Annotated in this window: 14 protein-coding genes; 12 read left to right on the plus strand and 2 right to left on the minus strand. The window is 41.5% G+C overall.

Features of this window, described 5'->3' with window-relative positions:
- The first annotated feature begins 6 nt into the window (after window positions 1-6).
- The 9 genes from H7U22_RS20590 (at window position 7) to H7U22_RS20630 (ending at window position 6,731) form a co-directional block, all read left to right on the plus strand.
- The gene (locus tag H7U22_RS20590; RefSeq protein ID WP_248284819.1) at window positions 7-747 is read left to right on the plus strand and encodes a conjugal transfer protein TraI; all 741 of its coding nucleotides are present in this window, start codon (window positions 7-9) and stop codon (window positions 745-747) included.
- Between the two features lie 22 nt (window positions 748-769).
- Window positions 770-1,381, plus strand: coding sequence for a hypothetical protein (locus H7U22_RS20595; protein ID WP_187073231.1), 612 nt, complete (start codon window positions 770-772; stop codon window positions 1,379-1,381).
- Window positions 1,365-2,003, plus strand: coding sequence for a TerB family tellurite resistance protein (locus H7U22_RS20600; protein ID WP_187073232.1), 639 nt, complete (start codon window positions 1,365-1,367; stop codon window positions 2,001-2,003). The genes H7U22_RS20595 and H7U22_RS20600 overlap by 17 nt, the downstream gene beginning before the upstream one ends.
- Before the next feature lie 9 nt (window positions 2,004-2,012).
- On the plus strand, window positions 2,013-3,209 hold the full coding sequence (gene traJ / locus H7U22_RS20605) for a conjugative transposon protein TraJ (protein ID WP_187073233.1): 1,197 nt from the start codon (window positions 2,013-2,015) through the stop codon (window positions 3,207-3,209).
- 15 nt (window positions 3,210-3,224) lie between these two features.
- Window positions 3,225-3,839 (plus strand): conjugative transposon protein TraK, encoded by a 615-nt coding sequence (gene traK / locus H7U22_RS20610; protein ID WP_187073234.1) that lies wholly within the window; start codon window positions 3,225-3,227, stop codon window positions 3,837-3,839.
- Window positions 3,840-3,841: 2 nt separating this feature from the next.
- Window positions 3,842-4,066: a hypothetical protein gene (locus H7U22_RS20615; protein WP_187073235.1), complete on the plus strand. Its 225-nt coding sequence runs from the start codon at window positions 3,842-3,844 to the stop codon at window positions 4,064-4,066.
- A gap of 32 nt (window positions 4,067-4,098) precedes the next feature.
- Window positions 4,099-5,163, plus strand: a complete 1,065-nt coding sequence (traM, locus tag H7U22_RS20620) for a conjugative transposon protein TraM (RefSeq protein ID WP_187073236.1) — start codon at window positions 4,099-4,101, stop codon at window positions 5,161-5,163.
- A 3-nt stretch (window positions 5,164-5,166) separates the two neighbouring features.
- Window positions 5,167-6,489 (plus strand): hypothetical protein, encoded by a 1,323-nt coding sequence (locus tag H7U22_RS20625; protein WP_317173016.1) that lies wholly within the window; start codon window positions 5,167-5,169, stop codon window positions 6,487-6,489.
- Window positions 6,490-6,554: 65 nt separating this feature from the next.
- On the plus strand, window positions 6,555-6,731 hold the full coding sequence (locus H7U22_RS20630; RefSeq protein WP_187073237.1) for a histone H1: 177 nt from the start codon (window positions 6,555-6,557) through the stop codon (window positions 6,729-6,731).
- A 37-nt stretch (window positions 6,732-6,768) separates the two neighbouring features.
- Here H7U22_RS20630 and H7U22_RS20635 read toward each other — a convergent pair whose 3' ends face one another.
- Together H7U22_RS20635 and H7U22_RS20640 are read right to left on the minus strand one after the other, a co-directional pair.
- Window positions 6,769-8,169, minus strand: coding sequence for an ApeA N-terminal domain 1-containing protein (locus H7U22_RS20635; protein ID WP_187073238.1), 1,401 nt, complete (start codon window positions 8,167-8,169; stop codon window positions 6,769-6,771).
- Between the two features lie 9 nt (window positions 8,170-8,178).
- On the minus strand, window positions 8,179-9,156 hold the full coding sequence (locus H7U22_RS20640) for a hypothetical protein (RefSeq protein ID WP_222621919.1): 978 nt from the start codon (window positions 9,154-9,156) through the stop codon (window positions 8,179-8,181).
- 428 nt (window positions 9,157-9,584) lie between these two features.
- On the opposite strand from H7U22_RS20640, the gene H7U22_RS20650 reads away from it, so the two are divergent.
- The 3 genes from H7U22_RS20650 to H7U22_RS20660 all read left to right on the plus strand — a co-directional run bounded on the left by H7U22_RS20650 (window position 9,585) and on the right by H7U22_RS20660 (window position 11,611).
- The gene (locus H7U22_RS20650) at window positions 9,585-10,172 is read left to right on the plus strand and encodes a hypothetical protein (protein ID WP_187073241.1); all 588 of its coding nucleotides are present in this window, start codon (window positions 9,585-9,587) and stop codon (window positions 10,170-10,172) included.
- Between the two features lie 190 nt (window positions 10,173-10,362).
- Entirely contained in the window at window positions 10,363-10,569 is a 207-nt protein-coding gene (locus H7U22_RS20655) for a hypothetical protein (RefSeq protein ID WP_187073242.1), read from the plus strand.
- Window positions 10,547-11,611, plus strand: coding sequence for a DUF932 domain-containing protein (locus H7U22_RS20660; protein WP_187073243.1), 1,065 nt, complete (start codon window positions 10,547-10,549; stop codon window positions 11,609-11,611). The genes H7U22_RS20655 and H7U22_RS20660 overlap by 23 nt, the downstream gene beginning before the upstream one ends.
- Window positions 11,612-11,981 lie beyond the last annotated feature (370 nt).

Here is an 11,981-nt window from a genome sequence, read left to right on the forward strand (position 1 = left end):
TCAATTATGAAATCATTATTAAAAATATTGGGTCTCTCGTTCAAGTTGAGGCCAGGAGGAAATCGTATGAAAAAATATATGGTTATCCTGCCGCTGAGCGCCATGACGCTGTTTGTTGGATTGCCCCAAGGGGCAAATGCACAGATTGCCGTTCTGGAAGTGATCAAGGCAGGGGTAAAAAAAGTAATCAAGGCGGTTGACCTTAAAGTTCAGCGCCTACAGAACGAAACGATCTGGTTACAGAATGCGCAAAAGGTACTGGAAAATCAATTGTCAAAGCTAAAACTGACCGAGATTGCCGACTGGACAGAAAAGCAGAAGGAGCAGTACAGCAAATATTACGATGAGCTTTGGCGAATCAAGTCCGCCATTACCTATTACAAGCGGATCAAGGATCTGACCGAAAAACAGATAGATATCGTTGACGAATACAAATGGGCATGGGGACTGTTCCAAAAGGACAAACATTTCAATCCCGAAGAACTTGATTACATGCAAAAAGTCTATTCGGGAATACTGGATGAGAGCATCAAGAACCTCGACCAGATATTCTTGGTGATCAATTCCTTCAAGACCCAGATGAGCGATGCAAAAAGACTGGAGATCATAGCAAAAGCTGCTGATGAAATGGATGCCAATTATTCTGCATTAAAAAAATTCAACGCTACCAACATCGGAGTAAGCATACAACGTTCCGCTTCGCTGGATGAAACAGCTAAACTCAGGGAAATCTATGGGATCAATTAGCATAAAATCAGCACTCATCATTATGATGCTCCTTAGTGGTATCTCCAGTAGTTTCGGTCAGAACTGGAACGAGATCTTCAGGCAGAAAAAGACACAGCAGAAATATCTTCTGCAACAGATCGCAGCATTGGAAGTCTATACCAGCTATCTCAAAAAAGGATATGAAATCGTAAATGGTGGCCTGCAAACGATCAGGGATATTTCCAATGGAGAATTCAACCTGCATAACGCCTTCATCAGTGGACTCAAAAAGGTAAGCCCTGCCATCCGTAATGATGTCAGGGTAATCGAGGTCATCGAAATGCAGCTGGAAATTGGCAAGGCATTCAGGGGCATCAAGTCCAATCCGAACCTTAGTGTTTCCAATCAGCTCTATATCCAGAACGTGAGGGAAAACCTTTGGGAGGAAAGCCTGAAAGACCTGGAAGAACTGCTGATGGTGATTACCTCTGGCAAAGTTGAGATGAGCGATGACCAGCGGATTGAAAGGCTGAACAAGGTCTATTTCTCTATGCGGGACAAGTCGGCATTCACCCAAGATTTCATCAGCGAGATCAGCCTTTTTATTAGACAGAAGGAAATGGAAAAAAGATCAATTGAACAATTAAGGGAAAGTTATGGAATCAGGGAATAAGATCAGAAAATACCTATGCCTGCTGTTATTGCTTTTGGGATTTGGTATTACCGTAAAGGCACAATCGCAGGAAGCCCAGCAACTGCTGCTGAACGTTGAAAAGCTGAGCCAACTGAAGAACATCCTAGCTGATATGAAAAAAGGCTATCAGGTGGTCTCAGGCGGGTACAACACCGTCAAGAACATATCTAAGGGCAACTTTTCACTGCACGAAGTATTTCTGGATGGGCTGATGCTGGTCAGTCCGGAAGTGAAAAAGTACAGGCGTGTTGCCGATATCATCAATTACCAGAAGAACATCATCTCCGAATACAAGTCTGCCTTTAAGCGGTTCAATGCCTCTGGAAATTTTAATCCTACAGAGATCGGTTATCTGGGCAGAGTCTATAAGCAACTGTTCGAGCAGAGTATAGATAACTTGGATGAACTGGCAATGGTAATCACTTCGGCAAAGCTTCGGATGAGCGATGATGAACGGCTACAGGCCATTGACAGGATTTTCCTTGATGTGCAGGATAAACTGGTATTCCTTCGGGATTTCAACAGCAAGGCAACCACACTTTCCCTCGCCAGGGAAAAACAAAAGTCCGATCTGAAACAGAGTATGGAACTCTATCAATAGCTATTCTATATGAAAAAAATTATAAAATTATTGGGGATGACCGCATTTCTGGTACTGTTATTCCCCTTCGGTTCACATGCGCAGGGGCTCGCTAATCAGATTGGTGGACTGCATGCCGTACTTGAAAAAGTGTACGATGAAATGATCCCGCTCTGCTCGGATATGATTGGCGTTGCAAGGGGCATCGCTGGATTTGGCGCACTCTGGTATATCGCCAGCCGTGTATGGCGCCAGATTGCATCCGCCGAACCCATAGATTTCTATCCGTTATTGCGCCCCTTTGCACTCGGACTTGCCATCGTCCTTTTCCCCGCCCTGCTTGGGGTAATGAACGGGGTGCTCCAGCCCACCGTTTCGGCTACTGGTGCAATGGTAAAAAATAGCGATGCCACTATCAAGGCACTGCTGAAGCGCAAGGAAGCAGAGATGAAAAAATCCACCAAATGGAAAATGTATGTCGGTGAGGATGGTAGTGGAAATCGCTCGGAGTGGTACAAATATACCCATCCCAAAGACCCGAATGCAGAAGATGAAAACTGGATGGAAGCCATTGGCAATGATATCATGTTCTGGGCAGACCGTCAGGACTATAAGATCCGCCACAGCTTTAAGCAGTTCATGAGTGAACTTTTGGAACTCGTCTATCAGGCCGCATCACTGTGTATAAATACGCTTCGTACCTTCTTTTTGATCGTACTAGCCATTCTTGGTCCACTGGTACTTGGGTTTGCGGTCTTTGATGGACTCCAGCATACCCTTTCGGTCTGGGTGGCAAGGTATATCAACATCTTTCTATGGCTTCCCATTGCCAATATCTTCGGTGCCATACTTGGAAAGATACAGCAGAACATGATCAAACTCGATATCGATGAGATAGCACAGAACGGAGATACGGTGTTTTCCAGCACGGATACGGCGTACATGATATTTCTGATCATTGGCATAGTGGGGTATTTCTGCGTGCCAACTGTTGCCAATTACGTGGTACATGCAGGGGGCGGAAACAGTATTCTGACTAAGATCAATTCAATGACCTCTGCTGGAGCAAGGGAAACCAAGCAGGGAGCAAACAATAGTATTGCAGGCCTGAAGTATGGTGCAGGAATGATCTCGGATTCCTTTGGAGATGGGAAACGCCAAATGTCCGGGATGGCGGAGGCATCTGGACAGGATTATTTCAAGGACAAGATTAGTGGTAAACTTTAAACTAAAATCAAAATTATGTTCACACAATTTAAAAATATAGATACCGCATTCAAGCACATCAAACGGTTCAGCATCTTTCTGATATTGGCCTGTGTTATAATTTCGGGGTTTGCCATCTACAAAAGTTTTGATCTGGTCAGTACCATGCAGTCAAAGGTATATATCCTGGCAAACGGCAAGGCAATCGAGGCTTTCAGTACCACCAGAAAAGACAATCTTCCGGTCGAACTAAGGGATCACATCAAGACTTTCCACCATTACTTTTTTACCCTTGACCCTGATGACAAGGTAATACGGAACCATATTGCTATGGCACTGAACCTGGCTGATGAAAGCGCAAAAAAGGCAAATGATAACCTAAAGGAAAGTGGCTACTACAACAACATTATTTCCGCTAACATTTCCCAGGAAATCGAGATAGACAGTATAGCCATCGATATCAAACAGTATCCATTTTATTTCAAATGCTACGCTACCCAAAGGCTGATCAGGTCAAGTTCTACCACAATCCGGAAACTCGTTACGCAGGGCTACATTCGGAATGTATCAAGGTCGGACAATAACCCGCATGGATTTCTGATCCAGCGGTGGGAAACACTGGAAAATGTAGATCAACCCTTAAACCCTTAGCCATGGGACTATTCAGAAAAAGAAATCAAATTGTGCCAGAAGGCAAACTTTCTTGGCAGGTTGGCGAATACCTGAACCAAAGGCAAAGAAAACTGGCAGACTACCTGAACAATAAAACAAGAAATGTTTCAGCTACCGCTATCCTATTTGGGCTAATTATTTTCTGTGCCGTATTTGGAAGTTACCTGATCTACCTATTGACCGGTGCATTTGGAGTGTTCAACTAATCCGATTTATTCAATTTAAAAAACAATAAAAAATGAGAACAAAACTTAAGCGGGACAAACGCAGGATACTGCTTTTTATCCCCATCCTGATCTTGCCCTTTATGGCACTGGGATTTTACGCAATGGGCGGTGGCCGGGGAAACGATAGGGAATCAAAACCTTTGGCAGGTATCAATACCAATCTGCCCAATGCATCCTTTTCAACAGATACCCCAAAGACCAAGGCTGATTATTACCAGCAGGCAGACCGAAATTCTACGAAGGAGGATGACAATGGAATTGCCGGTATTGCAGGGCAATTTGGGTTTTTGGATGGTAAAGAAAAAAGTGGCTCGGCGGATGAGCAGACCAAACAGATCAACGAAAAACTGGAAGCGTTGAACAGGGAGATCAGTAAGCCTGAACCAATAATTGACAAGTCAAAACCACTTGTCAAGGAACAGCCCTCGACCATCAAAAATGATGTGGACCGTTTGGAAGCACTGATGAAAACAATGCAGGACAACAAATCCGAAGACCCCGAAATGGCACAGCTCAATACGATGATGCAGAACATATTGGATATCCAGCACCCAGAGCGTATTGTTCAGAGGAACCAGTTTGCTCTGTCGCTAAGTCCCGACAGCCAGTTCAGGGCAACACCAGCGGTCATAGTTGAAAACCAAAAAGCGGTACAGGGTGCAACGGTAAAAATCAGGTTGCAGGATACGCTCCGCATTGGCGGGATGCTTATTCCAAAAGGACAGGAACTGTTCGGTGCCTGCAGGATTGCCAACCAGCGCCTATTGCTTGACATTAAAAATATCAGGCTAGGCACGTCCATCATTCCAGTTGACCTTTCGGTCTATAGCCTGGATGGGATGATCGGCATCGAGGCACCAGAAGCCCTGCTCACTGGCGCACTTAACAAGGGAACCGATGATGCGGTAAGGAGCGTTGGATTTGGAGGTTTCGACCAAACCGTTGCCACCCAGGTTGCAGGTGCCGGAATAGATGCGGCAAGGCAACTGATCAGTAAAAAAGTAAAAAACATCAAAGTGAGGCTGAAAAGTGGGCATCCCATTCTCTTGCGGAACAACCAGCTTAAATCACGGTAACGTGTGGAATTAAAATCAGGGAACTATGTCGCGATTGATCAAAAAATTGGAAATGGCGAGTGGCTGATCGATTATTTACAGCAGCAGAAAGCAGGTGGCTACGATTGGGTGGTATATGATACAGATAATCCGATCACCTCAAAATGGGACCTGCACTGCTTTATAGATGAGAGCGAAGCACTTGATTTTGCCAAAGAGTACCAGCAGATATGGAACTGGCATGAAGCTGTACCTATCGGCACCATGATCTACGATTTGAAAGAACTGGAAAGGTTTCGATCAAAGGAAAGTGACCTAATTAATAATAATGGAACATCATTAAAAACAAGAAAAGCTATGAATTTGAACAATCTGGAAGATCTCAAAGATGAGATGAAAAAACTTGGCTTTAGCGATCCGCTGATTGCCAAAATGGAAGAACACATGAAAAATGACGACCCTGCCTTTAAGCTTTACGATGAGGTAAAAGCAAGCAGGGGTCAGGTGGATATTACCCTCCACTTTAAGCAGTCCGGGCAGTCTGATTATTATTACCTCAACAGGTTAGAGGCGGTACATAACCAGGGCAAACCTTTGGAAGAAGGACAAAAGTACATGGTCATTACCAAAACCGAGGAAGGAAAGAACATTGTCAAAAAAATGGAGAATGTTGGCGAAGCCATCGATTTCTTCAAGCAGCAGAAAGGCAACAGTGAGCTTGCCGTTGGCAAGGATGCCGCAAACAAGTCGATGCTCGCCAATATGGAAGAGGGCAAGATCAACTACGTTTCAAGGGATTTCAAGCGTGAATTCTATGCTCCACCATTGCCACAGACTTTTTGGCTGGACCATGGAAAGGGATTTTCAAAAGAACAGGCCTCCAATTTGGTTCAGGGAAGATCGGTTTATCGTGATGACCTTTTGAGCAGGGAGGGTACTCCTTATAAAGCTTGGATGCAACTGGACACCGAAAAGGAAAGAGACCGCCAGAATAATCTGACCTTCCGCCAGTTTACCGATGCCTACGGTTATGATGTGAAAGCTTTGCTTGATGATTATAAGATCAAGGAAATGGCAGATCCGAAAAAAGCAGAGTCTTTGGTAACCGCGCTAATGAATGGCAACCGACCAATGGTTACCGTTGAAAAAGATGGTCAGGAAACCAAGATGTATCTGGAGACTGCTGTTCGTTACAGCAAGCTAAACTTCTATGCTGAAAATGGAAAGCCTGAAAAAAGGGAGCAGTTCCAGAAAGAAACAGGGCTTGAAATGAGCAACGTGTTTGCCAAGAAAATGGAGCAGGGCAAGGATAAGGAAGTGGCACAAGGCCAGGGAATGGGCGTTTAAACAGAAAATTATATATTCGCTTTAGCGAGAACTAATTAATTAAAATAATAAATAAGATTAAAACCATGGAAAAATTTGAAAAAGTAAAACAGCTTGTTGCAGACATCGAAACTGATGCTGGAAAATTCTATAACTCCAATAATGGTGCCGCTGGCACTAGGGTTCGCAAAGCAATGCAGGACTTGAAAGTACTGGCAAGCGAAATCAGAAAAGAGATTTCCGAGAAGAAAAGCGCAAAGTAAAAACAGAGTTTTCGGAATTGAACCTGATCGGCAACGGTCAGGTTTTTTTATTTAGGATTTCAGTAGTCTTTATAAGATACTCAATGCTGTGGCGATACTTCATTTCGATCCCTTTCAGGAATTCCGGAGGAATGCCAATCCGAGACATTATTAGAAAACTTAACGTGGCCTTGAGCAGTTCCGTATAATGCATTAGCTTTCTAGAACCAGCCTTTTTCTTTAGTCCAGAAGGATCTAAATGTGTCAAGTAGTTTCGTGAATTTACCATCTCCTTGATCCATATCTCAATTTGTTGTTCTGTAATGTTAGGCATTATTAATATCAACTTTGGGATAATCTCTGCAAACCTTTGTTTTGCAGTCATTTCATAAGCGAAGGTGAGCTGGGCTGTCAACTTTGCAGTTAGATCTGGATCATCGATGAAATCCAGTATAGACTTCATGTATTCTTTATGAGTTACCTTCAATGCCGCTGTATCTTGCAGAAATCTACGGTGAAAAGCTTCCACCCCTTGAAATGCTGATAAAAACTGGTTATCGTCAAAAACTGACTTACTTGCCAAGCATTCCAGCAAAATATTTGCGATAGGAACCAAATCTACCTGTTTTTGATCATACCAATTTGAAAGTACTTCAGGAAACACATTAATTATGTCTGCGTATTTTATCGGAAAATCATCAATTACAGATTTATTTAGATTATCATCCTGGTCATTAAAAAATAGATGTATTTCCTCAAAATGAATTTTATCTGTTGTTGGATTAATCAGCTCTATTGTCTCATTTGAAGAGATAAGAACGAGCTGATTGATTTTTGTTTTTGTGCCGATAAAAAATGAGAGTAGTTTTCTAAAGTCCCTTATGAAAGAGATCATATTAATCAGACTCTTTGCATTTGTAGAAGAAATTGAGAAAAATGTTCTTTCTTCCAGTTTGAAATCGCGTGCCTGTATCGGAAATGTCTGTCTGAAAAAGAATGTTCCAACTAAATCACCGGTTATGGGAAATTCTATGTTTTCTGGAGCATTGTATTTAAAGGTTAGATTTTTAAATCCATCCTGAAATGACAAACTGCTTCCAGTTATACCTATCCACTCAGCTAAATGATCTATATCTACTGTTATTTCGTTAAAAAAAGGCTCGTCTTCAGATAGGACGTGTGTGCCAATCAACAGTAATTTTGCTTTGAATTGCTCTAGCTGAGAGACACCAAACCTAATCTCGAAATTTTTATTGGAACAGGATAAAAGCGTTGCTTTTTTTCCATTAAAAAGATTTCCATAAATGGTGGTGCCAGAAGATCTTGTAGACCCGAAAAAATCATTCAATGATCCGAATAGTTCTAAGCCAATATTTCTGTTTTCATCTACTGTAAGAACTCCAGAAACCAAATTGTCTGGAAACTCGGGATAGTAGAATTCTCCTTTATATTCCTTCATTAGTTCAATTTATTTAGTTTCATCATCGTATGTGCTATTTTTAATTAGAACGAGTTTCATCTCTTCATTCCTAGAAGCATAATTCCAAGGTATGCGCATACCTTCATATACAACAAGGTTCTCATTACTGGCTTCAATATAAGTTGTCGCAATTATATTTGTGCTGATTATTGGAAAACTGAAATTGGGGGTTTGTACATTCAAACTCAAATATTGTGTTTTATCTTCTTTTAAAGGATCAGCCCTGCTGATTGTCAAGTAAGAGGTTGCGGTCGTACCGTCAAACATTTTAAACGTCGCCTCATGCAAAATGGAAATTATACAGACAATCACACTATCAAACGAGTTAGTAATAATTTCCAAATCTAGACCAAGTTTTTGTTCTGAAATTATACGTGAAATGCCAGTTATAAGGTCTTTCTTTAAATCAACGTCATTAAAAGCACTAATCCCCGTTGTTGTTCCCCGAATGAATTTCAACAAATCATCAAGAAACAAATAATCTCTACCTTTAATTTCAGGTTTTATCTGGTAATAGCCATTCGCTCGATTATACGCAGAAAATACTATTGTTCTCACCTTGTGCTTATTGATTTTGTAATATTTTAAAAAAAGATGCTCAGGAATTTCTTCAATTCCTTCCTTAATAATAATCTCAAAAAGGTCTTTTTTAATTTGCGGTGTTTGAATGTAACTAAGTATCTGATCAGAAAAGAACGGCCAGGGCTTATCAGTATTATTTGCAAATGTTCCATCATCATGCAACCGCTGCTGACCTTCATCAGCAAATTTCATTTTACCATAACGAGAATTTATTGTGATATGGCACATGCCCCTAGCCCTCTCCGGATGCGCAACGAAATCCGCTACTTCCCTAAGAAAAGATTCATCCATCAATAAATCCCTGATCTCTATCAATAGCAGTTTAATATCCCTTTCGTCGAAGGTGTTATTTTCCAGTCTTTTTAAACTTTCCAGTAAGTACACATTTCGTTTTACACTCATTTATATAAAAGTAGGGTTAAAAATCAATTTTTAAACGAGGTATAAGTGCGATAAAATTATCCCCAACCTTTTTGTGCCAAAATTTCTGAACAATCCATTAGCCTAGTCAAGACCAAGCCCTTCGGGTTTGCTAAAAAAAATCTCCACACCTCGCTGCGCTCGGGTAGTATTTTTTTTCGCAAAGTCTTGCCTGCCTACTGGATTGTGGTCAGGTGATGGCATTTAACAAAAAGGCAGAGGCTCCTGCCGACTGAATTTTAAAAGGAAAAAACCCATGCGCACAACAAAAGGCAGAAGCCCACCCACCGACCCGAACAGCGAAAAGGCAGTAGCATTTCGCACAGGCAGAACCGCCCTATTGGGGCAAATCATTCAAATCATCATCAGTAGAAATTTAAAAATCAGAAATCATGAAAACAACAGTAATTGGAAGCGAAAAACAAAATGGAGCAGTTAAAAACACATCAACCGATAAATCAGCAATCCGTCCGGCAGTACCATTAAAGGAAAATGCAAATCAAGTTGACCCCGACAAGGAGAAACCAAAGGTAGAAACCGAAACTGCACAATCTACGGCAGTTAAAGCCGAAGAACAGCCAAAGGATAATACAAAAGCGGTATCGGTAATTGCCGAAGTACCAAAGGCAGAGCCAACCAAAATGGAAATCAAGGAACAGTTGAAAGAGGAAAAACCTGCAATGAACTTGGAAGCAACCATAAAATTGGCTTTGGACTTAAACCGCCGTATCAACCAAAGGGGCAAGCTTTTGGAAACAATCGGAACATTGGAAACCTTTGAGGTGGCACAAAAAGACGATGCAGAGGAAACCGATAGCACACATTTTCAAGGTTGCGAATTAACCATTGAAGATGATAAGGGCAGGGAGTTTACCACCAAAAACCCCTTTATCATTAATGCAGTAGCAAAAATGGTCAATGCGCTTTGCGTGGATAAATTGGCTGAAATCGAGGGTGAAATCTTTATTCCTGTTAAATAAACAATTAAACGCCCTGCCTTTGGGTGGGGTGTTTATCAATTTTTACTAATCCAAAAATCATGTTCGAAGCATTTATAGAATTCTTAGACCAGTTATACTGGTCGGGCTATGGGTTGGAATTCGAGGAGGAAAACCCAAAAGCATTTTACAAGCAGTTAGATAAGTTCAAAAAATTACATACCCAAAAAAGATGAAGTACGAAACCCTATTTATTATGGTTCGCGTGGCAGTCCATGCCGACCATACCCAATTATCGGATATTGTAAACGAGATAGAAACGCAGTCAAAATTGAGCCTTAGCGATACCGCTAATATCAATATTCTGGAAACTGAAATTCTATTATCGAGAGTAAGGAACACTAAAAACATTCATCATGGCACACAACCTAAATTATAACAGCAAGGCCGATAAGCACAGCTTTTTTTCGGTCAAAGAAAAGGCTTGGCACGGATTGGGAACAATCATAGAAAACTATCCAACAAGTGCAGAGGCGATAAAACACGCAGGTTTGGATTATACCGTAGAAAAGCGAAACCTTTTTACCTATGGAGACGACACCACGCCCGAAACGGAGGACAACGATATTGTTATGGAGTGGCGTTTGGATGTTCCAAACCATTATGCAACGGTACGAACAGACACGGACGAGGTTTTGGGGGTAGTTGGCAGGGATTACCACGTTGTACAGAACGTAGATGCATTTTCATTTTTCGATAGCATTGTGGGCGGAAAAGATGGAATTAGATATGAAACTGCTGGCGCTCTGGGAAAAGGAGAACGCATTTTTATAACTGCTAAGTTGCCCGAATACATCAAAGTAGGCAGGAATGATTTGATAGAGCAGTTTCTGTTTCTCACAACTTCGCACGATGGTTTTGGAAGCATTACCGCATCGTTTACGCCAATTAGAGTTTGTTGCAAAAATACCTTAAATGCTGCTTTGCGAAATCAAAGTAATGCTATCAGAATACGACACACGGCAAGCGCACACGACAGGTTAAAAGAAGCACACAAATTGCTAGGCATTACCAATCTATTGGCAAAAGAAATGGAGGAGATTTTTAACCAATGGTCAAAGGTCAAAATTACGGATAAGCAGGTTAAAAAACTGGTGCAGATTGCAATGGCTCCTAATAAGGAGATAATGCAAAATTTGCAGAAAGGAAAGCAGGACGAGTTTTCAAGTGTGTTTACTAATATGGTGGATAATGTTTTAGAATATGCCATCACAAGCCCGACCCAGCAAATGGAAACCACCAAAGGCACTTTGTTTGGTGCTTACAATGCTGTTACAGGGTATTTTCAGAATGTGAAAAGCTATAAGGACACAGAAACAAAATTCAAAGCCATTATGACGGGCAACGCTTTGGGAAAGGCACAAGCTACGTTTGATTTGTGCGATGATTTTGCTAAAGTGGGCGTGAATGCGCTGAATTAAGGCTTAACTACACTTCTAACGGCACTAAGGGCAGTTTGTTCTTAGTGCTTTTTTATGCCCAAAATTTCGGGCGGCCCTTGCGGGCAATAACGGCTCCAAGTGATAATAAAGTCATCAATATTCTATCAAATTTGATAGAATATTGATTTAGAAACACTATTTATCAGGAATTTCATCAAACAGGAATGCACTGCCTTTTGGACAACCCTTTGGAAAGAAAACTTCAACCCCGCCACCACATAATCCATAATTCGGGGTCACAGTACCGAAAAGAATTGGAGTTCAGGGGGTATTTGCATATACCAATAAATTTGACCCCCTTTCGCCAATTTTAAATTGACCCCCAGAGTTGTTGCTTGAAAAAAGCAGA

It is taken from the genome of Pedobacter fastidiosus (assembly GCF_014306625.1).
Classification (GTDB): domain Bacteria; phylum Bacteroidota; class Bacteroidia; order Sphingobacteriales; family Sphingobacteriaceae; genus Pedobacter; species Pedobacter fastidiosus.